At 61.9% G+C, this 24,748-nt stretch carries 19 protein-coding genes; 14 read left to right on the plus strand and 5 right to left on the minus strand.

What is annotated here, in order from left to right:
* Positions 1-89: 89 nt before the first annotated feature.
* The 3 genes from AB7A72_RS05695 to iolG are packed head-to-tail and all read right to left on the minus strand — an operon-like array spanning position 90 to position 3,078.
* Positions 90-962 (minus strand): MurR/RpiR family transcriptional regulator, encoded by an 873-nt coding sequence (locus tag AB7A72_RS05695; protein ID WP_312458208.1) that lies wholly within the window; start codon positions 960-962, stop codon positions 90-92.
* A 44-nt stretch (positions 963-1,006) separates the two neighbouring features.
* Positions 1,007-2,044 (minus strand): Gfo/Idh/MocA family oxidoreductase, encoded by a 1,038-nt coding sequence (locus AB7A72_RS05700; RefSeq protein WP_312458203.1) that lies wholly within the window; start codon positions 2,042-2,044, stop codon positions 1,007-1,009.
* 2 nt (positions 2,045-2,046) lie between these two features.
* Complete coding sequence (gene iolG, locus AB7A72_RS05705) at positions 2,047-3,078, minus strand: inositol 2-dehydrogenase (protein ID WP_369459283.1); 1,032 nt, start codon at positions 3,076-3,078, stop codon at positions 2,047-2,049.
* A gap of 157 nt (positions 3,079-3,235) precedes the next feature.
* Between iolG and AB7A72_RS05710 the strand changes: the two genes are divergently transcribed.
* The 13 genes from AB7A72_RS05710 (at position 3,236) to AB7A72_RS05770 (ending at position 21,587) form a co-directional block, all read left to right on the plus strand.
* Complete coding sequence (locus AB7A72_RS05710) at positions 3,236-4,201, plus strand: sugar ABC transporter substrate-binding protein (protein ID WP_369459284.1); 966 nt, start codon at positions 3,236-3,238, stop codon at positions 4,199-4,201.
* A gap of 51 nt (positions 4,202-4,252) precedes the next feature.
* Positions 4,253-5,803 (plus strand): sugar ABC transporter ATP-binding protein, encoded by a 1,551-nt coding sequence (locus tag AB7A72_RS05715; protein ID WP_369459285.1) that lies wholly within the window; start codon positions 4,253-4,255, stop codon positions 5,801-5,803.
* Positions 5,804-5,827: 24 nt separating this feature from the next.
* Complete coding sequence (locus AB7A72_RS05720) at positions 5,828-6,841, plus strand: ABC transporter permease (protein ID WP_369459286.1); 1,014 nt, start codon at positions 5,828-5,830, stop codon at positions 6,839-6,841.
* 202 nt (positions 6,842-7,043) lie between these two features.
* A complete protein-coding gene (locus AB7A72_RS05725; RefSeq protein WP_369459287.1) occupies positions 7,044-9,023 on the plus strand; it encodes a bifunctional 5-dehydro-2-deoxygluconokinase/5-dehydro-2-deoxyphosphogluconate aldolase in 1,980 nt (659 codons plus the stop codon).
* Between the two features lie 9 nt (positions 9,024-9,032).
* Entirely contained in the window at positions 9,033-10,892 is a 1,860-nt protein-coding gene (gene iolD / locus AB7A72_RS05730; RefSeq protein ID WP_369459288.1) for a 3D-(3,5/4)-trihydroxycyclohexane-1,2-dione acylhydrolase (decyclizing), read from the plus strand.
* Between the two features lie 24 nt (positions 10,893-10,916).
* On the plus strand, positions 10,917-11,852 hold the full coding sequence (gene iolE / locus AB7A72_RS05735; RefSeq protein ID WP_369459289.1) for a myo-inosose-2 dehydratase: 936 nt from the start codon (positions 10,917-10,919) through the stop codon (positions 11,850-11,852).
* Between the two features lies 1 nt (position 11,853).
* Complete coding sequence (iolB, locus tag AB7A72_RS05740) at positions 11,854-12,693, plus strand: 5-deoxy-glucuronate isomerase (protein WP_369459290.1); 840 nt, start codon at positions 11,854-11,856, stop codon at positions 12,691-12,693.
* A 129-nt stretch (positions 12,694-12,822) separates the two neighbouring features.
* The gene (locus AB7A72_RS05745; RefSeq protein WP_369459291.1) at positions 12,823-14,160 is read left to right on the plus strand and encodes a carbohydrate porin; all 1,338 of its coding nucleotides are present in this window, start codon (positions 12,823-12,825) and stop codon (positions 14,158-14,160) included.
* A gap of 266 nt (positions 14,161-14,426) precedes the next feature.
* A complete protein-coding gene (locus AB7A72_RS05750; RefSeq protein ID WP_312458250.1) occupies positions 14,427-16,886 on the plus strand; it encodes a PAS domain-containing sensor histidine kinase in 2,460 nt (819 codons plus the stop codon).
* Positions 16,887-16,922: 36 nt separating this feature from the next.
* Positions 16,923-17,555 carry a response regulator transcription factor gene (locus AB7A72_RS05755; protein WP_133856160.1) on the plus strand — a complete coding sequence of 211 codons (633 nt, stop codon included), beginning with the start codon at positions 16,923-16,925 and terminating at the stop codon, positions 17,553-17,555.
* A gap of 162 nt (positions 17,556-17,717) precedes the next feature.
* Positions 17,718-18,566: a bifunctional methylenetetrahydrofolate dehydrogenase/methenyltetrahydrofolate cyclohydrolase FolD gene (gene folD, locus AB7A72_RS05760; RefSeq protein WP_239811971.1), complete on the plus strand. Its 849-nt coding sequence runs from the start codon at positions 17,718-17,720 to the stop codon at positions 18,564-18,566.
* A gap of 202 nt (positions 18,567-18,768) precedes the next feature.
* Positions 18,769-20,826: a M3 family metallopeptidase gene (locus AB7A72_RS05765; protein ID WP_369459292.1), complete on the plus strand. Its 2,058-nt coding sequence runs from the start codon at positions 18,769-18,771 to the stop codon at positions 20,824-20,826.
* A 104-nt stretch (positions 20,827-20,930) separates the two neighbouring features.
* Complete coding sequence (locus tag AB7A72_RS05770; RefSeq protein WP_369459293.1) at positions 20,931-21,587, plus strand: DUF4124 domain-containing protein; 657 nt, start codon at positions 20,931-20,933, stop codon at positions 21,585-21,587.
* A gap of 76 nt (positions 21,588-21,663) precedes the next feature.
* Here the strand turns inward: AB7A72_RS05770 and rpiA are convergent, their stop codons facing one another.
* On the minus strand, positions 21,664-22,335 hold the full coding sequence (gene rpiA / locus AB7A72_RS05775; RefSeq protein ID WP_312409092.1) for a ribose-5-phosphate isomerase RpiA: 672 nt from the start codon (positions 22,333-22,335) through the stop codon (positions 21,664-21,666).
* Between the two features lie 54 nt (positions 22,336-22,389).
* Here rpiA and AB7A72_RS05780 point away from each other — a divergent pair, with 54 nt between their 5' ends.
* Entirely contained in the window at positions 22,390-23,445 is a 1,056-nt protein-coding gene (locus AB7A72_RS05780) for a quinone-dependent dihydroorotate dehydrogenase (RefSeq protein ID WP_369459294.1), read from the plus strand.
* Positions 23,446-23,530: 85 nt separating this feature from the next.
* Here AB7A72_RS05780 and bioB read toward each other — a convergent pair whose 3' ends face one another.
* A complete protein-coding gene (bioB, locus tag AB7A72_RS05785; protein WP_369459295.1) occupies positions 23,531-24,559 on the minus strand; it encodes a biotin synthase BioB in 1,029 nt (342 codons plus the stop codon).
* Positions 24,560-24,748: the final 189 nt, after the last annotated feature.

A 24,748-nucleotide genomic window follows, 5' to 3' on the forward strand; every position in this document is an offset into this window, starting at 1 on the left:
AAGATTTCAAATAGCGGTCTTCATTTTCATATTATGGAAAATTGCTGCAAACGCACATTGACTGCGGTCTGTGAGGGCTCAGCCCTCGTTCACTGTTCAGCGCCCTGGTCATCGGCATCCGCTCGATCCAGTTCCAGCCGATACGCCAAGGCGACGAAGAGGCTTTGTGCCAAACCAATGGTGCTGGTGAGCGAGCGAAAGCCGAACGTGGCGTTCTCGTGCACCAACAAAGAGGCCTGTGCCAACTCAGCGAGGGGGCTTAAACGGCTGTCGGTAATGGCAATGATCCGCCCGCCACGCGCATGGGCATGGCGCACCAGCGCCAAAGTCTCTGACGCATAAGGGGGGAAGGACACCGCCAGCAGGACATCCCCCTCGCGCAAGGAGCGCAACTGCCCCTCCTGCATGCAGCCCGTGCCGTCCAGCCTAAAAATACGTTTATCGGTGTGTTGCAGTGCATAGTCCAGATACACCGCAACCGGGAAGGACCGGCGCATGCCCAGCAGCCAGATCGACTCTGTCTCGGCCAGCAGCTCGACAGCATGGTCCAGATCGCTTTGTGCCAGGCTGTCCACCAAGGTCTGGATCCCGTCCATGCTGCCTTTTAAAAACGCCTGGGCAATATCAACGCTAGCCAGCGGCGCGCCGGATTGGATGGCATCGCGGATGCGGGTTTGGTAGCTCCGATCGGGGGCAAGTTGCTCCGCAATGGCTTGGCGGAACACCTTCTGCATCTCGGTAAAGCCGGAAAAACCAAAATGCTTGGCAAAGCGCACCACCGCAGAAGGCTGCACGCCGCAGGCACTCGCCACGTCCTGAATGCCTTCCAGACCCAGGTAGGCGTGACGCGCCTCGACGTATTTCGCTATCAGCTTGAGCTGCTTGCTCAACCCCTTGTATTCGCTCTCAAGAGCACTGAGCAATTGCTCGACAGAGTTAAGAGATGTGGTTGCGTTAGGCATGGCGTCAGGATAACAATGCAAGGCCCCAGCTCTCACTGATGCTTTCAAAATATCTCGACCTGGCCGCTGCGCAGTGAGCGGCTGATGGCCTGGCCAATGCGGGAGGCCTCCGTGGCATCCGAGAGGCGCATGTCGAGCACCGCCTCGCCTCGGCATGCTGCGACAAAGGCCTGCATCTCCTGAATAAACGCATCGCCAAAGCGCTCAAAGAAGTCGCTCGTCGATGCATGGCGCACGCCATGGCAGTCGCTGGTGACCAGCCGGTCCCTCGCTGCACCATGGCCAATCAACAGTTTGCCGGCCGTGCCAATGATCTCGGTTTGCGTCTCATGGCCGTGGGCGAAGGTGCGCGAGGCATAGAACATCGCCCGCCCGCCGCCTTCAAAATCCACGATAGCCAGCCCGTTGTCGACATCACCCTGTGCAGCAAGCCCCGTGTGAATGGCAATGGTGCCGGAGGCATAGGCACGCAGCGCAGGCGGGTTGCCAAGCATCCAGCGGGCAAGATCTATGTCATGCACGCTGCAATCCATGAAAATACCGCCGGACTGCGCCGCATAGCGCACAAAGAATCCCGAAGGGTCGTTCATGTCGCAGGTCTGAGAGCGAACCAGAAAGGGCCGGCCGATGCTGCCTTGGCGCATATCGTCATAGGCCCGACGGTAACTGGCATCAAAGCGGCGCACAAAGCCGACCATGGCCACCCGGTCCGGATGGCGTGCGGCCACCGCTTCCACACGCTCGCAGTCCGCCACATCCAGGGCCAGAGGCTTTTCGACAAACACATGCTTGCCGGCCTCCAGAGCCGCAATGGCTTGCTGGGCGTGCAGGTCGGTGGGGGTGACAAGCACGATGGCGTCCACATCAGGCGCCTGGACCATTTGCGCAAAGTCGCTGGTGACCTGCGCAATGCCCAGTTGGCTGCGCGCCTCATCCAGCTCTGCGGGCACGGGGCTACAAGCCCACACCAGCTGGGCGTTTCGCACGTGGAATGCCAGGTTTTCCGCATGACGGCGCCCCAGCCTGCCCAGGCCGGCAATGCCCATACGAAGCGGTGCTGCGGTGGAATAGCTATGGTTCATCTTCACCTTCCCTCTGGTGCAGCAAACGTAACGGGCTGGCCGGATGCAAAGGACAAGGCCGCCGCATCCGCCAGTCTCTGCGCCGCCACTCCATCGTGTATCGAAGTGCGAAGGCTGCCATCCCCGCCATTGCGGGCGGCCTGCAATTGCTTAAAAAAATACGCCATTTCAAATCGGTAGGCCTCCCGGTAACGTTCCAAAAAGAAGGCTTCCGGGTTGTCCGTCCGCACGCCCGCTGCATCCATGGCCAGCACTTCGGTTGGCCGGAGGTTGCCAGCTAGCAGCAGCCCTTTGGAGCCCAGCACCTCAAAACGCTGGTCGTAGCCATACGCCGCGCGGCGCGAGGCATTGATCTGGCACAGCCGGCCAGAGCGTGTGCGGATACTGACCAGGGTCGTGTCAATGTCCCCCGCCTGCGCGATGGCGGGGTTGGTGAGGCAGGCTCCGGTGGCGCTGAGCCACACGGCCTCGTCGCGACCCTCGTCGCACAGGAGCCAGCGAAATACGTCAAAGTCGTGGATCAGCATGTCTCGAAACATGCCACCGGACTGCTTGAGGTACTTGACCGGTGGCGGCGCAGGATCACGGCTGGTGATATTGAGCACCTCGGGCACCCCAATCTCGCCATTCCGCAAGCGCATGTGGAGGGCAGAAAAAGTGGGATCGAATCTGCGCTGAAACCCGATCATGCAGGCCACTCCGGCCCGCACCACGGCGGTAGCGCAAGCCTCGGCGCGCGCCACCGAGAGATCCACCGGCTTTTCGCAAAAAATGTGCTTGCCTGCCTCGGCAGCACGCAGGATCAGATCGCAATGTGTCGTGGTCGGGGACGCGATCACCACAGCAGCAATGGCTGGATCACCCAGAGCCTCCTCCACCGCAACCCTCCGCGCTCCCAGCTTATGGGCCAGCGCCTCCGCACCGGGAGCCAATGGATCGCAGATATAGCGCAATTGCACGCCTGGCAAGGCTGCCAGGTTGCAGGCATGGATCTGGCCGATGCGGCCAGCACCAAAAAGAGCAACTTGTGTCATGGTTTAAAGAGCCAAAAACTATGAGGAATGGAAGCCCATTGTCCAATGCTTTTTACAAAAATAGAACAGGGTTTCCACTTAAAAAATATTTAGAAAATTCTTTGCAATTTTAATAGACTTTGTCTACCATAAAAACACCAACAAACGGAGAAAAGCTATGACTAAAACACCTTTTCGCAGATTGGTCTGTACCGTAGCCACTATGGTCGCCGTACTGCTGGCACTGCCCAGCACCCCCGCCCAGGCGGAAGAGGAGCGGGTCACGGCCCTCTTCCACAACATGGCCGAGCCGTTTTTCGTGTTCATGAACCGCGAACTGCAGGAGGAGGCCAAAAAGCTGAAGGTAAAGCTCAGCGTCGTCGATGGGCAGGCCAGCTCACCCAAGCAAAGCGCTGATGTGTCCAATGCGCTGACCCGCGGGGTGGATGGCATGATCATTGCACCCACCGATGCCAAGGCCATGGCCTATGCCATCAACGAAGTCTTGGACGACAAGGTGCCCCTGCTGACTGTGGATCGCCGCGTGGAGGGGGCCAAACAGCAGGTGCCTCATATAGGCGCCGACAATGTCGCGGGCGGCCGAAAGATGGCCGAGTGGGTGATCCAGAACTTTCCCGATGGCGCGCGCATCGTCTTCTTGACAGGCCAACCAGGCAGCAGCTCTGCCATTGACCGCGCCAAGGGCGTGCATGACAGCTTCGCCAAGGCAGGCCCCCAGTACCAGATCGTCGCCGAGCAAACGGCCAACTGGGCCCGTGACCAGGGGCTGACTGTCACCTTGAACATCCTCACCTCGCTCAGCGCCATGCCCCCGCAGGTCATCGTCTCCGCCAATGACGACATGGCACTGGGTGCCGCCGAGGCGATCCAGTCCTCGGGACTGTCGCATCTAGGCATCCAAGTGCTGGGCTATGACGCCTCTCCAGATGCGCTCAAGAAAGTACGCGATGGGGAAATGGCCGCCACCGTCGAGCAAAGCCCGGGCCGGCAGATCCGCACGGCACTACAGATGCTGGTGGCCCACATGCGGCAGCAGACAGCCATGCAGTCAGCCGCCATTGAGCCGATTCTGATCACCAAAGCCAATCTTGCAGACGCCGCGCGCTTTGGCGAAGTCAAGTAGCGCCTGTCTGCATGCAGCACCGGACCCCCACTCTCACCACAAGGAGCCAAAATGGCTAGCCACTTGTTAACCGTCCGGGGAATCAGCAAATCCTTCCCCGGCGTCAAAGCGCTGGACGCTGTCCAGCTCCAGGTCGCCAGCGGCAACGTCCATGCCTTGCTCGGCGAGAACGGCGCCGGCAAATCCACGCTGTTGAAGATCCTGTCTGGCGCGCAAGCGGCAGATGCTGGAGACATCATGTTCAACGGGGCGGTGCTCAGCCCCGCAGACACCCCCATGCAGCGCCAACAAAAGGGCATCGTCACGATCTACCAGGAATTCAACCTGCTGCCGGGCCTGTCTGTCGCAGAGAACATGTACATCGGCCGAGAGCCATTGCGCCACGGACTGATCGACTGGCCACAACTCTATGCCAACGCCAAGCAGGTGATCCAGGACCTGAAGATCGACCTGGACCCCAGAGCCGAGGTGCGGGCCTTGAGCGTGGCCCGGCAGCAGATGGTCGAGATCGCCAAGGCGATGACCTTCCAAGCCAAGCTGATCATCATGGACGAGCCCACCGCAGCTTTGAGTGGGCGCGAGGTGGACCAGTTGCTGGAGATCGTTCGCAAGCTGCGATCACGCGGCATCGCGATCATCTATGTCTCGCACAAGCTCAACGAGGTGAAAGCCATCTGCGACCATTACACGGTCTACCGTGATGGTAGGTTTGTCGCCACAGGCGCGATGGCCGATGTAGCCGTGCACGACTTGGTGCGCCAGATGGTAGGCCGCGATGTCGTGGGCATCAAACGGCAGTCCTCCGCCACCATCGGTGAGGTGCTGCTCCGGGTCGAGGGCGTTACCCGGCTGAAAGCTGTTCCCGGCACCAGCCCCACCCCGCTGACCGATATGTCGGTGCATGTTCATGCAGGCGAAATTGTCGGTTTTGCCGGGCTGGTCGGGGCAGGCCGTACCGAGATAGCGCGTGTGATCTTTGGGGCAGACCCCTGCGACAGTGGCACGGTTCGGCTCCGGGGCCATCCGATTAGCTTGCGCTCACCCAAGGACGGTATCGATGCCGGCATTGTGCTGGTTCCCGAGGACCGCAAGCAGCAAGGCTGTTTTCTGATGCACTCCATCCGGCAGAACATGACGCTGCCCAGCTTGGGCCGACTGAGCAAGATGCGCTGGTTTGTCGATGAAGCGGCAGAGACCCGGATGATCGAGGCGTACCGCCGCAAACTGTCGATCAAGATGGCCAGCGACCAAGTGGCCATCGGCACCCTTTCTGGGGGCAACCAGCAAAAGGTGTTGCTGGCCCGCTGCATGGCATTGAATCCCAAGGTACTCATCGTGGACGAGCCGACACGCGGCATCGATGTGGGAGCCAAGGCCGAAGTCCACCAGGTGCTGTTTGACATGGCCGCCCAAGGCGTGGCGGTGATTGTCATTTCTTCAGAGCTGGCCGAAGTCATGGCCGTCAGCGACCGCATCGTGACTTTCAAAAATGGTGCCATCACTGGCTCGGTGCCCGGCAGCGACGCGAGCGAAGAAGCGCTAATGCGCCTGATGGCGCTGGGCGCTGACGCGCAGCCTGTGCCACAGGCCCTGGCCGCCTGAACCAAAACAACGGAGACAGAACCCATGACCGACGCGACTGCGACCATTCCCACATCTCCTACGCCCTCGCCGCGCAAGTTCGACATAGTCGCCTTTCTGGAGCGCTATGGCGTCTTGCTGTTTCTGATTGCGCTGATTGTGCTGTTTGCCACGCAGAACCCCCGTTTCATCTCGCTGCGCAACATATCCAATATCCTCACCGAGGTGTCGATCTACGGAATCATCGCCGTTGGCATGACCTGTGTGATTCTGACCGGTGGTGTGGATCTGTCGGTGGGCTCTTTGCTAGCCTTCTCTGCCCTGTGCGCAGGCGCGGCGGTGATGGCGCTGGGTGGCGCCTTTCCCATGAGTTGGCTAGTAGCGCTGCTGGTGGCCTGTGCGGTAGGCACAGCAGCGGGCTATCTGCAGGGCAAGACGGTAACCCTGCTCAACGTACCGCCCTTTATCGTCACCCTGGGCGGCATGACGATTTGGCGTGGTGCGACCCTGATCTTGAACGATGGTGGTCCGATCAGCGGCTTTGATGAGGGCTTGCGCTGGTGGGGACGCGGCGATGTATTGGGGGTGCCCGTTCCGGTGCTGGTGTTCCTTCTTGTCTCCGTGCTGGGCTATATCACCTTGCGCTACACACGCTACGGCCGCTCCATCTATGCGGTGGGCGGCAACCCTGAGGCTGCCAGGCTGTCCGGCCTCAACGTCAAGCGCATCCTGGTCAGCGTCTATGTGCTGGTCGGCCTGTTAGCGGGTTTGAGCGGCTTTCTGCTGGCAGCAAGGCTGGGCTCGGCAGAGGCGGTCGCTGGCGTGTCCTACGAGTTGCGGGTGATTGCGGCGGTGGTGATTGGAGGCACCAGCCTGTTTGGAGGCCTGGGCGGCGTGGGCGGCACCATCATTGGATCCCTGCTGCTAGGTGTGCTGCTCAATGGCCTGGTCATGCTGAACATCTCGGCCTACTACCAGCAGGTGGTCATTGGAGTGATCATCGTGATTGCCGTGGCCTTCGACACTTACGCCAAATCGCGCCGTGGTGCCAAGCACTGATGCGCAGGAGCCAAGCCATGCACCTGCTACACCCTGCCACCGGCTCCCAAACCTTGGCCAGCCAAGGCAAGGCTGCGGAGCCCTTGCCAAAGGCGCCGCGCTAAGCCACGTCCGTTTCCGCTGTCGCGCTGAAAGACGCCGATATCTCTTCCCACGCCATCCTGGCTACCTGTGTGCCACTTGACTGTGAGAGCCCCTCCCTATGACCGACGTCCAATCCCTTACCCACACCCTCCCCATTCCCCAGGGCCGAAGTTTTGACCTGGTCTGCCTGGGCCGTCTCGCCGTGGATCTCTACGCACAGCAGATCGGCAGCAGCCTGGAGGATGCTACCAGCTTTGCGCGCTATCTGGGCGGCTCGTCAGCCAATATCGCCTTTGGTGCCGCCCGGCTTGGTCTGCGCACGGCGATGATCTCCCGCGTCGGCGATGAGCAGATGGGACGATCTTTACGTGAAGCACTAATGCGCGAAGGCTGTGATGTCTCACAAATCCAGACCGATGCGCAACGCCTGACGGGGCTGGTACTGCTGGGCATCAAGGACCGTGAGACTTTCCCGCTGCTCTTTTACCGCGAAAATTGCGCCGACATGGCGCTGGACGCCACGCAAATTGACGGGCATTTCATTGCGCAATGCCGCGCGCTGCTCATCACCGGAACGCACCTGAGCACGCCCACTGTGCAACAGGCTTCGGAGGCTGCGCTGGGGTACGCAGCGCAGTATGGCGTGTTGCGGGTGCTGGATATTGACTACCGACCCGTGTTATGGGGTTTGACCAAACCCGGGGAAGGGGCTAACCGCTATGTGGCCGAGGAAGCGGTCACTGCCAGGCTGCAAGCGATGCTGCCCCACTTCGACCTGTTAATCGGCACTGAAGAAGAGTTTCTCATCGCTGGGGGCGTGCCCGGTGATTTGATGGCTTCATTGCGAGCCGTGCGCTGCGTGACAGCAGCTGCCATGGTGGTCAAACTAGGGGCCGCTGGCTGCTGCTTCATACCTGGCGCGGTGCCTGCCCGGATTGCCGATGCGCCTACCGCGCACGGTGAAAAGGTTGAAGTGCTGAACGTGCTGGGCGCTGGTGATGCTTTTGCCGCAGGTCTGCTCAGCGGCCTGCTGGATGGAATGGACTTTCAGGCGGCGGCACGCCAGGCCAATGCCTGCGGGGCCATCGTGGTATCACGCCATGCCTGCTCAGCGGCCATGCCCACCCGGGCCGAACTGGAGCATTGGTTCAGCGGAAGCCGCCATCCCAAGGTGGACGCGGATGCGCAGCTGGCACACTTGCACCGCACCACGGCGGCACGCTACCCCAGGCCTTCAGTCGCTGTGCTGGCTTTTGACCACCGTTCCCAGTTCGCCGATCTGGCGCGAGAGGCGGGCAGCAATGAAGACCGTCTGCCCGCCCTCAAACAATTGTTGGTCAAGGCCACCGCTGAGGTGGAAGCCAGCCATGCCTTGCAAGGCCGGGTTGGTGTGCTGATCGACGGCTTTTATGGGGCCGATGCGCTGGCCGCCGCCACGGGCCGTGGCTGGTTTGTCGGCCGACCGGTGGAGCTGCCACTATCGCGCCCCTTGCATTTTGACCAGACCGCCTCTGTGGCCTCTCAACTGGTGACATGGCCTGCCGAGCATGTCGTGAAGTGCCTGGTCTATTACCACCCTGATGACACAGTGGCTCTGCGGCTGGAGCAGGAGGCGCAATTGCACACGCTGTGGGAAGCCACCCGAGTCAGTGGCCATGAACTGCTGCTGGAGCTAGTTCCTCCGGCAGAAAGCGGCTCGGGCGAGCGGGCCGCAGCCTTGCATGACGAACTGGTGCTGCGTTCGATCCAGCGCTTGTACAACCTGGGCTTCAAGCCGGAGTGGTGGAAGCTGGCGCCGCTATCGCCACCCGCCTGGGAGCGCCTGGCTTGCCTGATCGCAGAGCGTGATCCCCATTGCCGCGGCGTCGTCATCCTGGGATTGAACCAACCACTCGACTATCTGGCCAAGAGCTTTGCCCAGGCCCGCAACCCAATCATCAAGGGCTTTATGGTGGGCCGCACCTTATGGGTTGCGCCCAGCCTGCGTTGGCTACAGAACCAGATCGACGATGACACCTTGGTAGGCGAAGTGGCCAGCAACTTTCGACGCCTGGTTGAAGCCTGGGACGCCAGCCACCCAGCGATGCAAGCACACTGAGGAACACCCATGCGCAAAACACAACGCATCACGATGGCCCAGGCGCTAGTGCGCCATCTCTCCGCACTGCGCATAGAGATGGCAGATGGCAGCCTGCAAGCTTATGTCGGCGGCGTTTTCTCGATCTTCGGACATGGCAATGTGGCCGGGTTGGGCGAGGCGCTGGCAGCCGAGCGCCACACGCTGCCTACGCTGCGCGCCCACAACGAGCAGGGCATGGCCCATGCTGCCGTGGCCTATGCCAAGGCACAGTTTCGCCAGCGGATCATGGCCGTCACCACCTCGATTGGCCCGGGCGCCACCAATCTGGTGACCTCTGCCGCACTGGCGCACATCAACCGCTTGCCGGTATTGTTGCTTCCCGGCGATACTTTTGCGTCCCGTGCGCCCGATCCGGTCCTTCAGCAGCTGGAGGATTTCAGCCATGGCGACCTGAGCGTCAACGACTGCCTGCGACCGGTCACGCGCTACTTCGACCGCATCATGCGGCCAGAGCAGCTACTGGTTGCGCTGCCGCGCGCGATCTGGACGATGGTAGATCCGGCCAGCTGTGGCCCTGTTTGTCTGGCACTGCCGCAGGATGTGCAGACGCAGGCCTTTGACTGCCCTGAGGACTTTCTGCATCCCGAGACCCTGCGTTTTAGGCGCGTGCCGCCCGACGGCGCGGAGCTTGCGCGCGCCGCGCAGCTGTTGCGCGGCGCGCAGCGCCCTCTGCTGGTCATCGGCGGTGGGCTGATGTACAGCCAGGCATGGGAGGCGCTACGAACTTTCGCCGAATCCCATGGCCTGCCTGTGGCCGAAACCCAGGCCGGCAAAGGCAGCCTGCCCTGGGCGCATCCGCTCAATCTGGGCGCGATTGGCGTCACCGGCTCACCTGCGGCCAATACCCTGGCCCAGGAAGCAGACCTGGTATTTGCGATCGGCACGCGGCTGCAGGACTTCAGCACCGGCTCCCACAGCCTCTGGAGCCAGGCCCCGGTGCTGTGCCTGAATGTACAAGCCTTTGACGCCAGCAAACGCGGCTGCACGGCCTTGGTGGCGGACGCGCGCCTGGGGCTGGAACAGCTCCAGACCGCGCTGGCCGGCTGGCAGCCCGCAGCGCAGTGGACGGCACGGGCCCGCGATCTTGCGGCCGGCTGGGCCACCAGGGTGACCGAACTGACCACCAGCCCCTTACCAAGCGGCCTGCCCTATGACGCCGACGTGATCGGCGCCGTGCAGGCATCGGCCCAGGGTTCAGCCGCCAACGACATCGTGGTGTGCGCGGCCGGCACGCTGCCCGCCGAGCTGCACAAACTTTGGCGCAGCAGCGCGCCGGGCGGGTACCACGTCGAATACGGCTACTCCACCATGGGCTACGAGATCGCCGGCGGACTGGGTGTCAAGCTCGCACATCCGGACAAGGAGGTCATCGTCATGGTGGGCGATGGCTCCTACATGATGATGAATTCGGAGATCGCTACCTCGGTGCTGCTGGGCCACAAGCTCATCGTGGTGGTGCTGGACAACCGTGGGTTCGGATGTATCCACCGCCTGCAACGCGCAAGCGGCTCGCCACTGTTTAACAACATGCTCGACGACTGCGTCGTCGAAGGCGGAAAGGCCTCAGCCATCGACTTTGCGGCGCACGCCCGCAGCATGGGCGCCCATGCTGTGCACGTGGCCAACATCGATGCCCTGCGCCAAGCGCTAGAGGCGGCGCGTGCTGCCAGCATCACACAGGTGATCGTGATCAACACCACGGCCGAACGCAGCACCGCCGATGGCGGCTGCTGGTGGGAGGTGGCCATTCCCGAAGTATCTGCCTGTGCCGATGTCAACCGCGCTAGGGCACGCTACGAGCAAGCCAAGCAAGCGCAGAAACTCTAACTCTTCGCGCAAAAGGAGCCCACGATGCAACCCTGGAACGTCCAAATCGGCGTCAATCCCCTTTCATGGATGAATGATGACCTGCCTGCCCTCGGGGGCGATACCCCTCTGTCTACGGCACTGCGTGAAGGAGCCGAAATCGGCTACGCCGGCTTTGAGCTGGGCAATAAGTTTCCCAGCGACCCCGCTGCCCTGCAGGCCTTGTTGGCCGATTACGGGCTGGCCTGCGTCTCCGGCTGGTATTCCGGCCATTTGGCCCAGAGCACGGTGGAGGCGGAAGTTGAGCGCTGCAGCAAGCACCTGGAAAAACTGCACTTCAATAGCTGCAAGGTGCTGGTGTATGGCGAGGTTGCCGGCTCGATCCAGGGCTGCAGAGGCACACCGCTCTCCAAACGCCCCCGGTTTACCGACGAGGCCCAGTGGAGCGCCTACGCAGACAAGCTCACCCAGTTCGGCGCGCATTTGAAAATCAGGTATGGCATCACGCTGGCTTACCACCACCATATGGGCGCCTATGTCGAGACACCCCAGGACATTGACACCCTCATGGCCCTGACCAATCCGGAATGTGTGTCCCTGTTGTTTGACACCGGCCATGCCTATTACGGCGGGGCGGTCGATCCAGTGGCACTGCTGCGCAGACACATCCAGCGCGTGGCGCATGTGCACTGCAAGGATGTGCGTGCAAGGGTGATCCAGCAAGCACGCAACGAGCGCCTGTCCTTTCTGGATGGAGTGCTCAATGGCATCTTCACTGTTCCAGGCGATGGCGACCTGAACTTCGTCGCCGTGCTCAAAACGCTGCACGAGGGCGGCTACGAAGGATGGCTGGTGGTCGAGGCCGAGCAGGACCCCGCAGTGGCCCCCAGCTATGCTTACGCCAAGAAGGGATATGAGAGCTTGCGCAGTATCGTCAACCAGATCAGTGCCGTCCGAGTGCAGCCAGTAGAGGAGAACTGACATGGCACACAGCCCTCTTCTCATCAAAGCAGCCAGTGCCCGCACCATCGTGGATGTGACGCCACAGCGGGCTGGCTGGTCATATGTCGGCTTCAAGGTTCTGCGCCTGAAAAAGGGCGATACGGAATGCATCTCGACCGAAGCACGTGAGCTGTGCATAGTCGTGTTGACCGGCACGGTCAACATGGAGGTGGACGCGCAGTGCTACGCACAGCTAGGTATCCGCGATAGCGTGTTTGAGCCGGTATCACCTGCAGCGGTCTATGCGCCAGGCCGGGCCCAGGTCCGCATAGAGGCAGTTCGCGATGCGGAAGTAGCGCTGTGCTCGGCTCCCGCCGGAGCCGATCAGCGCGAAGCCTTTGTGCTCGATTCCGCTGCAATGGGGCGTTCCCTGCGCGGCAAAGGCAGCAATAGCCGCCAAGTCTGCGACATCCTGCCACACGACGACCCCCGTGCAGCCCACCTGCTGGTAGTGGAAGTGCTCACGCCAGCTGGCCATGCTTCCAGCTATCCACCTCACAGGCACGAGCGCGATGCGCTGCCGGAAGAGACCCTGCTGGAGGAAACCTACTACCACCGGCTTGATCCACCTCAAGGCTTTGCTTTTCAGCGGGTCTACACCGACGATCGCAGCCTGGACGAAGCCATGGCCGTGGAGAACCACGACACGGTGATGGTGCCACGCGGTTACCACCCCGTGGTGGCCCCGCATGGCTACGACCTCTACTACCTCAATGTCATGGCTGGGCCCAGTCGTTACTGGAAATTCAAGAACGATCCGGCCCATGCGTGGATGCTGCAGCCCGATGCGCAGGACCGCCTGGCGAACAAGCGCCGCTAGCCTCGATTCTTCCCAGCCATTTTTTCCCTGTGCAGCCTTCACCAACGCCCTGATTCGGTGGCGCAGGGATAGCTGCGCCTGCACAAAGCCTGAGGCTTTCCCAACGCTTCATCAATAAAGGACACCGCCATGCGCTTGAAACTGGACCATCTGCCGGTCGCCGGCTTGCTGTTCGCCTGGAGCCCCGCCTGGGCGCAAGAACTGAGATTGCCGCAGCAAGAACCGCCCCCCACCGCCAGCAGCGACCCGGCAGGGGAGCTAGTTCGTAAGCTCAACGAGGCCACCGGACTGGAGCTCTGGGGCTATGGCCGAAGCGGCGTTTACAGCTCGCCCAGCGGCCAAGCCAAGGGTGGCTATACGCTGGGTGGCGACCTGCAGCACTACCGCCTCGGAAATGAGGGCGATAACTATCTGGAGTTTGGCATTGGCAAGCAATTCGCGTTGGGCAAAGGCAGCAAGCTCGGCTTTTTCTACATGCCCAGCATTTACAACGGCAAGAGCGGCACGGCCCAGGCCTATGTCGCGCTCAGCGGCATCGCTGGCAGCAGCGCCACGCTGTGGGCCGGCCAGCGCTACCATCGCATCCACGATATACATATTCTCGACAAATGGATTTTGGAAGACGGCGACAACTATGGCCTGGGTATCGATGGCCTGCCCATGGGGGTACTGGGACGGCTCAATGCGGCTATCTATACCGCAGACTCCATCGACAGCAAGAGCCGCAATGACAACAACGCCGGGCGCTTGAACCTGCAGTGGCAGGACATTCCCAGCAACGCCAACGGCAAACTCACGCTGACCGCTGCACTGGTCTCGGGCAAGTTCTCCCGGGGGCGCGATGGCCTGGCCTTGGGCTTGATGCACCAACAGAAAGACTTTCTGCTCCCCCGTTTGAACCATACGCTGGTGCTGCAGGCCTCCAGCGGCCATGCAGCAATCAACGGCAAGTTCTACAACCTAGATGTCCGCAGTCCCGAAAAGGCGTCCGGTCTCCCATGGGATGGAGCAGTTGCTGCAGCACCCGCCCCGCCAACACCTGCCGCGTCTCAGCCAGGCGCAAAGCAGTACCGCCTTTTGGACACTATCGACTTTCAATGGGGAAAGTGGGGCGGGCAAGCGCTGCTTGGCTACCAAAGTTTGCAACCGGATAACGGTGTACAGACGCGCGATCTATCCGTCGGCGGCCGGCTGTCCTATGGTGTTGCGCCCTACACCAAACTCTTGGCGGAACTGGGCAGCACCCGGCGCAACATGCAGCACCAGGATCGGCAACAGCTGAGCAAAGCCACGCTGGCAGTGGCGTTCTCGCCCAATACCGATTTCTGGACGCGGCCAGAACTGCGCGTCTATGTCAGCCATGCGCGTTGGAATCAGGCAGCAAGCCGCGCGAATGTCACCAGCTACGGGTCCCATGGGCGCACTAGCAGCACTCTGTTTGGCATCCAGGCCGAAGCCTGGTGGTAGTAAATCCTGGGACCAGGCCCTGCACGAAATGGGCGCCACGCCTCCGCGCCCCGCATGCATCGCACAGCGGACAGCGGACAGCGGACAGCGGACAGCGGACAGCGGACAGCGGACAGCGGACAGCGGACAAGGAATTTTGGCTTAGGCTGCCTCCACCCATCCGTATTGAGCCTGCGTTGATCCTGCCCTGGACTACACTTGCGGCCATGAATTCGACCGAGCGCCCCGCCACCCCGCCCCCGAACAGCCGACCCCGTTTGGTGCAGATGTGGCAAACCTGGTGGCGCGGATTGTCACCTTCGAGACAAGACCGCTATGCGGCCATTGCTCCATTGGTGGCGGTGGTGATGTTCTTCATCGCGATCGTCGCGGCCTTTTGGTACCTGCGCAGTGAGGAGCTGGAACGCGAACGCGAGGCCATGCGCCGGGATGTGGAATATGCCCAGCAGCGCATTCGACTGCGTCTGTCGGAGCGCCAGGAGCAGCTGATGCGCCTGGCCCGCGATGTGGGCAACCAGGACGTGGACAAGAACGGCTTCAATGACCGTGCCGATACGCTGATCAGCCAGTATGCAGAGCTGCAAGCACTGACCTGGATCGATACCGCGCGTCAGGTGCGCGCCACCCAGTTCGGCCCCAGCGTGGCGGCCGAGAACCTGCTCACCCTTGATGAGGTGATCCAGAAAAAGGAATTGCTGGAGCTGTTCGAGATGGCGCGCGACCTGCAGCAGCCCGTGTTCTCGCAGCCGCTGGCAACCAGCGAGACGGCACCGATGCTGCTGCTGGAGGTGCCTATCAGTCAGAAGGGCCGCTTTGGCGGCGTGCTGCTGGCCGAGTTCTCGATTGACAATCTGCTGCGTTACGGCACGCCCACCGAGATCCTCGCGCGCTACGCGGTAACGCTGCAGGATGGCAAGGGCACCACGCTGGCCGGCACGCCGCTGGCGCCGCGTGTGGCTGCGCAGCGGCTGCTGCCCTGGCGCACGGGGCCCAACGAATTCGACATGCCAGTCGCGCCGGTGGGCAACAGCCTCAAGCTGCGTGCGCAGGCCTACCACACCTCACTGGGGTTGGTCAGCAACGGGCTGTTCTGGCTTGTCTGTGTGCTGAGCTTCATGACGGCCTGGCTGCTGGTGGCCACCTGGCGCCATACGCGCAAGCGCATCCGCGCGCAGGAGGCGCTGCAGGGAGAAACCAACTTCCGCCGTGCAATGGAGAACAGCGTGCTCACAGGCATGCGTGCGCTCGATCTGCAAGGCCGCATCTCCTACGTGAATGCCGCCTTCTGCCAGATGACCGGCTGGAGCGAAGAAGAGTTGGTGGGCAAGCTGCCCCCCTACCCTTATTGGCCCGAAGGCGACCAAAGCACCTACCACGACATGCTGATCGACGAGATGAGCGGCAAGGTGTTTCCCGGTGGCTTCCAGATGCGGGTCAAGCGCAAGAATGGCACGATGTTCGAGGCGCGGCTTTATGTCTCGCCGCTCATCGATGGCCATGGCCGTCAGACCGGCTGGATGACCTCGATGACCGACATCACCGAGCCCAACCGCATCCGAGAGCAGCTCTCCGCCTCCTACGAGCGCTTTACCATCGTGCTCGAAGCACTGGATGCCTCGGTGTCGGTGGCACCGCTGGGCAGTGCCGAGCTGCTGTTTGCCAACAAGCTCTACCGGCAGTGGTTCGGCTCGCAAACGGTGGGCCATTTGCAGCTGGTCGCCCAGGCGGGCGTGCTGCCCAGCAGCAGCAATGCCAGCACCAGCATGGACGATGAGGACGGGCTGATGGGCCTGCCCAGTGACCAGATCACGACGGCCGTCAGCGGCAACGCCGAGATCTACATCGCTGAACTGGGCAAATGGCTGGAGGTGCGCTCGCGCTACCTCAACTGGGTGGACGGACGGCTCGCGCAAATGGTGATTGCGACCGATATCACACCCCGCCGCCATGCCGAAGAGCAAGCCGCGCGCCAGGCCGAAAAAGCCGCCACCGTGAGCCGCCTGGTGACCATGGGCGAGATGGCCTCGAGCGTCGCGCATGAGCTCAACCAGCCGCTGTCAGCGATCAGCAACTACTGCTCGGGCATGATCACCCGCGTCAAGAACGGCAGCCTCAGCGAAGAGGCTTTGCTGGGCGCGCTAGAAAAGACAGCCCACCAGGCGCAGCGCGCCGGCCAGGTGATCCACCGTATCCGCTCGTTTGTCAAACGCAGCGAACCCAACCGGGCGCTGGCCGATGTCAGCGACATCGTCAGCGAAGCGGTCGAGCTGGGCTCGATCGAGCTCAAACGGCACAATGTGCGGCTTTCGCACCACGTTGCCGCACGGTTGCCCAAAGTGAAGGTGGACAGCATCCTGATCGAGCAGGTGCTCATCAACCTGATGAAGAACGGCGCCGAATCCATCGCCAACGCCGAGCGCCCGGCCCACCAGCGGATGGTCGAGCTGCGCGTTGTACCTCGCAAGATCGACGCCACGGATGTGATAGAGTTTTCCGTTCAAGATACGGGGCGCGGCCTGTCACCTGAAGCACTGGAGCGCCTGTTCCAGGCCTTCTTCTCCACCAAGAGCGAAGGCATGGGAATCGGCCTCAATCTCTGCCGCAGCATTGTCGAATCTCACCATGGCCGGATGCAGGCAGAGAACCTCTACAATGGCTCGGAGGTGACGGGTTGTAATTTCAGCTTCTGGATTCCGGTGGCCACGCCGGCGGAGTCCGCTGAATAGCCAGCGCTATACCAATACTGATAGAAGGAATTGTGCATGAGCTTGATCCCCAAAAAGGGCACGGTCTACGTAGTCGATGACGATGAAGCGGTTCGCGACTCGCTTCAATGGTTGCTGGAGGGCAAGGATTACCGTGTGCGCTGCTTTGATTCAGCCGAATCCTTTTTGGCACGCTACGACGCCCGCGAAGTGGCATGCCTGATTGTCGATATCCGCATGGGCGGCATGAGCGGCCTGGAACTGCAGGATCGTCTGATCGAAAACAAGTCGCCCCTGCCCATCGTCTTCATCACCGGCCACGGCGATGTGCCGATGGCGGTGGACACGATGAAAAAAGGCGCGATGGATTTCATCCAGAAACCTTTTGACGAAGCCCAGTTGGACACCTTGGTCGAGCGCATGCTCGACCAGGCACGCGATGCCTTCGCGGGCCACCAGCAAGCTGCCAGCCGCGATGCGCTGCTGGCCAAGCTCACCGGACGCGAATCGCAAGTGCTCGAACGCATTGTGGCCGGCCGCCTGAACAAGCAGATCGCCGATGACCTGGGCATCAGCATCAAGACCGTGGAGGCGCACCGCGCCAACATCATGGAAAAGCTGGGCGCCAATACCGTGGCTGATCTGCTCAAGATTGCCCTGGGCTCGAATGCAGCGGCCAAGGCAACGTGATAAATTAGCGGTCTTCGCGCCCTAAGGACGACGTTCCAACAACGCTGCTCAAAGCGCAATGCGCCGGTACCGGTTTCGGTACGGCGCATTTTTCAATTCCGCGCGCCATGCTGGGGGCTCGCCCGGCTTCTGGACCACGCGCAACCCTTTTTGGATGACCACATGACTGCTCAATTGATCGATGGCAAGGCCCTTTCCCAGCAACTGCGTGCCGATGTCAAGACGCGCGCCGACCAGCTCAAGGCCCGGGGCATCGTGCCGGGGCTGGCCGTCATCCTGGTGGGTGACAACCAGGCCAGCCAGGTGTACGTGCGCAACAAGGTCAAGTCCTGCGAAGAGTGCGGCTTCCACTCGGTGCTGGAGAAGTACGACGCCAACATGACCGAAGCCGAGTTGCTGGCCCGGGTCGAAGCGCTCAACAACGATCCGAGCATCCACGGCATCCTGGTGCAGCTGCCGCTGCCCAAGCACATCGATGACCACAAGGTCATCGAAGCCATCTCACCCAAGAAGGATGTGGACGGCTTCCATGTGGCCAGCGCCGGCGCGCTGATGGTGGGTGAAGTGGGCTTCAAGGCCTGCACGCCTTATGGCTGCATGAAGATGCTCGAATCGATCGGCATGAAGGACCTGCGCGGCAAGCATGCCGTGGTCATCGGCCGCTCCAACATCGTCGGCAAGCCCATGGCCATGATGCTGCTGGCCGCCAATGCCACCGTCACCATCACCCACAGCGGCACGGCCGATCTGGCCGCGATGACCCGCCAGGCCGACATCATCGTGGCTGCCGTGGGTAAGCTCAATGTGCTGACCGCCGACATGGTCAAGCCCGGCGCCGTGGTGATCGATGTGGGCATGAACCGCAATGCTGAAGGCAAGCTTTGCGGCGATGTGGATTTTGACGGCGTCAAGGAAGTGGCAGGCTACATCACCCCCGTGCCCGGCGGTGTCGGCCCGATGACGATCACCATGCTGATGGTCAATACGCTGGAGTCGGCCGAGCGCGCCTGATCTCCACAAAATCGCCTCGATTCCGCGCCGATTTATCGCGGCGGTAAAACTATGAAAACGATAGCTGTTGGCATCCGCCTTGCCGGTGCCAGCGGCTTTTTTTTGTGCTTAAATGACAGGCAAGACCCAAGTGCCATCATGCCTTGCAAGCCTGTGCCAACATGGCATTGATTGCGGCGCGCGAGGCCCCATATACAGCACCATGACCAATCCATTGCTCGACTTCAGCGGCCTGCCCCGCTTTGACCAGGTCCAACCTGAACACATTGCCCCCGCCATCGACCAGCTTCTGGCCGACAGTGAAGCGGCCCTCAAGACAGTAACGGCGCCAGAGTTCCCGGCGCAATGGAACGAGATTGCCAAAGTGCTCGATGTCAGCACCGAAAAGCTGGGCCGCGCCTGGGGCATGGTCGGTCACCTTAATTCTGTTGCAGACACCCCCGAGCTGCGCGCTGCCTACAACGCCGAGATGCCCAAGGTCACGGCGTTTTGGACCCAGCTGGGTGCGGACGAAGCGCTGTATGCCAAATACAAGGCCATCGACCCGGCAAGCTTGAACAGCGAGCAAAAGCAGGCCTGGGACAACGCAATGCGCAACTTTGTGCTCGGTGGTGCCGAGCTGCAAGGCCAGGCCCGCGAGACCTATGCCCAACTGCAAGAGAAAAGCGCCATCGCCTGCCAGAAGTACAGCGAAAACGCGATGGATGCGACCGACCAGTTTGCCTACTATGCCGAACTGGAGGAGTTGGCCGGCGTGCCCCAAGACGTCATCCAGGCCGCACGCGCCGCAGCCGAGGCCGAAGGCAAGCCCGGCTACAAGCTGACCTTGAAGATCCCCAGCTACCTGCCGGTGATGCAGTTTGCCAAGAGCAGCGCGTTGCGCGAGAAGCTCTACCGTGCCTACACCACGCGGGCCAGTGAGTTTGGCGATGCCAAGCTCGACAATACGCCGCTGATGGTCGAGATCCTGAAAATGCGCGAGCAGGAAGCACATCTGCTGGGCTACCCCAGCTTTGGCGAACTCTCGGTAGCGCCCAAGATGGCCCAGTCGTCAGTGCAGGTGATGGAGTTTTTGCAGGAGCTGGCCAGCAAGGCCAAGCCTTATGGCCAAAAGGATGTGCAAGACCTGCGCGACTATGCCCGCACCGAACTGGGCCTGGACAACCCCCAGGCCTGGGACTGGGGCTACATCGGCGAACACCTGAAAGAGGCACGCTACGCTTTCAGCGAGCAGGAACTCAAGCAGTACTTCCCGGCGCCCAAGGTGCTGGCCGGTCTGTTCCGCATTGTCGAGACCCTGTTCGGCGTGCAGATCAAGGGTGACCTGGCGCCTGTCTGGAACCAGGACGTGGCCTTCTACCGCATCGAGCGCGATGGCGAGCTGGTCGGCCAGTTCTACCTCGATCCGCCTGCCCGCAATGGCAAGCGTGGCGGCGCCTGGATGGACGATGTGCGCACCCGCTGGCTGCGCCCGGACAATGGCGAGCTGCAGACCCCCATTGCACACCTGGTCTGCAATTTCGCAGCCGGCGTGGACGGCAAGCCGCCGCTGCTGACCCATGACGACGTGATCACCCTCTTCCACGAAACCGGCCATGGCCTGCACCACATGCTCACGCAGGTCAATGAGCGCGATGTCTCCGGCATCGGTGGTGTGGAATGGGATGCCGTCGAGCTGCCCAGCCAGTTCATGGAGAACTTCTGCTGGGAGTGGGAAGTGCTGCGCCATATGACGGCCCATGTCGACACCGGCGAGCCGCTGCCGCGCGCACTCTACGACAAGATGATTGCCGCCAAGAACTTCCAGTCCGGCATGCAGACCCTGCGGCAGATCGAGTTCTCGTTGTTCGACATGCGCATCCACACCGAGCTGTCAGGCGATGGCATCAACGCAGAGGCGATCTACCGCGTGATGCGCGACGTCCGCAGCCAGGTGGCTGTGCTCGATCAACCGGAGTTCAACCGCATGCCCAACACCTTCACCCATATTTTTGCGGGTGGCTATGCAGCGGGCTACTACAGCTACAAGTGGGCCGAGGTGCTGTCGGCCGATGCCTTTGCCAGCTTCGAAGAAGCAGCGCAAAAGCGCGGCAGCAGTGATGTGGTAGACCGCGAGGTGGGCCAGCGCTACCTGCATGCCATCCTGGAAGCCGGTGGCAGCCGTCCGGCGATGGAGTCGTTCAAGGCCTTCCGTGGCCGAGAGCCCCAGTTGGACGCGCTGCTGCGCCACCAGGGCATGGCGGAACCCCTGACCGCATGAGCCTTCCGGCTTGCAGCGCCGCCCCCTGGGGCCCTGCAAGCCGCTGATGGCGCTGGCGTTGCGAAGGCATAATGGAGCCACAACAGCTATAGAGAGGGAAACGCATGAGGACAATGGCTTTGGGCAGCATCCTGGTGGGCACCGCACTGGCCTGTGCCACTGGCTGGGCCAGCGCGCAAACGGTGTACCGGATCGTGGGGCCCGATGGCAGGGTGACCTTTTCAGACCGTGCGCCGACATCCGATACGCCGAGCCAATCGGTCTCGACCGGTGCCGTCACCGAGCCAACCGGTACCCGGCTCAGTGACTTGCCGCTCGAGGTCAAGCAAGCGGCTACCAAGTACCCCCTGACCTTCTACACCAGCAAGGACTGCGGCGCCTGTGACACGGCCCGCCGCTATCTGCTGACGCGGGGTGTGCCTTTCACGGAGAAGACAGTCATCTCCAACGAAGAAATCCAGGCGCTGCGCAAGCTCAACCCCGATGGCACGATCCCCTTTGCGACGTTGGGTGCGCAGCACCTGAGTGGCTTCAACGAAAACGACTGGAGCGCCTATCTGGATGCCGCCGGCTACCCTGCCCAGTCCAAGCTGCCGTCCAGCTACCGCCCCGCCCCGGCCCAGCCGCTGATCCCCAAGGTCATTGCACCTGCTGCGCCCGCTGCCGCGCAGCCTGCAGCGCCAGGCTCACCGGCGTCGGGCAACCAGAATGTCGAACCGGAACGTGTCACGCCCAGCAATCCGACCGGGATTGTTTTCTAAGCCTGCGCACTGAACAACAATGGCCCGACCAGGCGTTGCCTGCGTCGGGCCATTTTGTCAGGTTTGACTGGTTGATTTAGAACTCGAGCGTCTCTACGCCTTGCTCGGTCCCCAGCAGGCAAACTGCCGCCTTCTGGTGCGCAAACACGCCAACCGTCACCACGCCGGGCCACTGGTTCACTTCCGATTCAAAAGCGGCAGGATCGGCAATGGCCAGACCGGTGACATCGAGGATGTGCTGGCCGTTGTCGGTGACCAGGGGCTGGCCGTCCTTGAGGCGCAACCTGGCCTGGCCTCCCTTGGCTGCGAAGCGGCGGGCAATCTGGGTGGCAGCCATGGGAATGACTTCGACCGGCAGCGGAAACGCACCCAAGGTTTGTACCTGCTTGGACGCATCAGCGATGCAGATGAAGCGGTCGGCCAGCGCAGCGACGATCTTCTCGCGCGTCAACGCAGCGCCGCCGCCCTTGACCATGAACCCCTGGTGGTCGATCTCATCGGCGCCATCGATATAGACTGCGAGGCGCTCGACCTCGTTGGCGTCCAACACCTTGATGCCCAGCGCTTGCAGGCGCTCGGTGCTGGCCACCGAGCTGGAAACGGCGCCAGGAATCTGGTCCTTGATGGAGGCCAGCGCATCGATGAACTTGTTCACGGTGGAGCCGGTTCCCACGCCTACGATTTCTCCGGCAACCACATACTGCAGGGCTGCGCGGCCAACCTCGGCCTTTAATTCGTCTTGTGTCATGGTAGTGCGATCAGATCAGCGAAAATACAGATAACGCCTTGATTATCCCATCCCATGTCCCTGATCCCCTATTCCCTCTCCCGCGCCGTTCTGTTCGGCATGCAGCCCGAAGCGGCCCACGACTTCACGATGGACATGCTGGCCAAGGGCCAGAACACGCCGCTGGCCTGCGCCTGGCGCCAAAGCCGGGTCAATGACCCCATTAGCTTGGCGGGTCTGCAGTTTCCCAACCGGGTGGGCATGGCGGCCGGTTTGGACAAGAATGCGCGCGCCATCGACGGCCTGGGCGCCATGGGTTTTGGCTTTGTCGAGGTGGGCACGGTCACGCCGCTGGCGCAGCCGGGCAACCCCAAGCCCCGTATGTTCCGCATTCCGGAGCGCGATGCGCTGATCAACCGCCTGGGCTTCAACAACGAAGGTCTGGCAGCCTTTGTGGCCAATGTGAAAAAGGCGCAGTTCCGCAAGCAGGCTTCGCCGCTGCTGCTGGGCCTGAACATTGGCAAGAATGCGGCCACCCCGATTGAAAACGCCACCAGCGACTACCTGGCTTGCCTCGATGGCGTCTACCCCCATGCCGACTACATCACGGTCAACATCAGCTCGCCCAATACCAAGAACCTGCGCGCCTTGCAAAGCGATGAGGCGCTGGATGCACTGCTGAGCGCGCTGGTGCAGCGCCGCGAGCAGCTGGCGCGCGAGCATGGCCAGCACAAGCCGGTGTTCTTGAAGATCGCTCCCGATCTGACCGAAGAACAGATCAGCGTGATTGCCAACAGCCTCAAGACCCATGGCATGGATGGCGTGATAGCCACCAACACCACCATCAGCCGCGATGCGGTGCAAGGCCTGCAGCATGCCCAAGAAACCGGTGGCCTCTCCGGCCGCCCTGTGTTCGAGGCCAGCAATGCCGTGGTTCGACAGCTGCGTGCAGCCCTGGGCCCCCAGTTCCCGATCATTGGCGTGGGCGGCATTCTGAGCGGCGCCGATGCGGTCGAGAAAATCAAGGCCGGCGCCGATGTGGTGCAGATCTACACGGGCCTGATCTACCGCGGCCCCGGGCTGGTCACCGAGATTGCCCAGGCGCTGAAAGCGCAAGGCGGTCGCCGCTGATTCAGCCATAGCAACCAGCACCAGGCCAGCATGCGCTGGCCTTTTTTGTGCCCGCCTGCTGCGCTGGTGCGTCCAGGCGCGTCGTTCAGGCCGCAGTTTTCAAGCTCGCAAGTCCCAGCTTGGCCAGCAGCTTTGCGTCGCAGTCGGCCTCCGGGTTGCCGGTCACCAGCAACTTGTCACCATAGAAGATGGAATTGGCGCCGGCCATGAAGCACAGCGTCTGCACCGCCTCGCCCAGCTGCTGGCGGCCGGCAGACAGGCGTATGCGGGCCTTGGGCATGACGATGCGGGCGACTGCGATCACGCGCACAAAGTCCAGTGGGTCCACCGGCTCACTGTCGGCCAGCGGCGTGCCAGGCACGCGCACCAGGCTGTTGATGGGCACCGACTCCGGATAGGGCTGCATGTTGGCCAGTTGGGCCAGCAAGGCTGCGCGGTCGACCGGCGTCTCCCCCATGCCGACGATACCGCCACAGCAGACCCGGATACCTGCGGCCCGGACATGGGCCAGCGTATCGAGCCGCTCTTGGTACTGGCGCGTGCTGACGACATCGCGGTAATAAGCGGGGCCGGTATCCAGGTTGTGGTTGTAGAAGTCAAGACCTGCATCGCTCAGCGCCTGCGCCTGGTGGGGCGCCAACATGCCCAGGGTCGCGCAGCTTTCCAGCCCCAGGGCCTTGACGGCCGCAATCATCTCGCTGACCTGCGCGATATCGCGGTCCTTGGGTGAACGCCAGGCTGCCCCCATGCAAAAGCGGCTGGCCCCTGCATCCTTGGCGGCTTGGGCAGCGCGGATCACCTCTGCAACATCCATCAGCTTATCGGCCTTGACTCCGGTGTCGTGGGCCGCCGACTGCGGGCAATAACCGCAGTTCTCCGGGCACCCGCCCGTCTTGACGGAAAGCAAGGTTGCCAGCTCGATATCACCCGCTGGCCAGTGCGCATGGTGCACCGTCTGCGCGTGGAACATCAAGGCCATAAAAGGCATATCGAACAGGGCTTGCACTTGGGCTACCGGCCAGGGCTCTGCGGCCGCCGTCCGATCGGTCACTGCTACTTTGGGATGCCAATGCAGCGCCGATGTGCTCGCATCGGGGCTATGTGGGATGGACATGAAGCTCTCCTCAATCGCTACCCGGTGCGGAATGCCTGGGTATGGCACTTATTGTGTCCAATACCGAAGACTGGTCAGCCCGTGCAGAGCGGCCTCCAAAAGCGCCGTTTGGCAGCTTTGCAGCGCCGTTAATTTAGAGCGCTGTTACAGGCAGATTGCAGGCAAGAAGAGGAGGCATTGCTGCAACTT

This window comes from Comamonas sediminis (assembly GCF_041107495.1).
Taxonomy (GTDB): domain Bacteria; phylum Pseudomonadota; class Gammaproteobacteria; order Burkholderiales; family Burkholderiaceae_C; genus Comamonas; species Comamonas sediminis.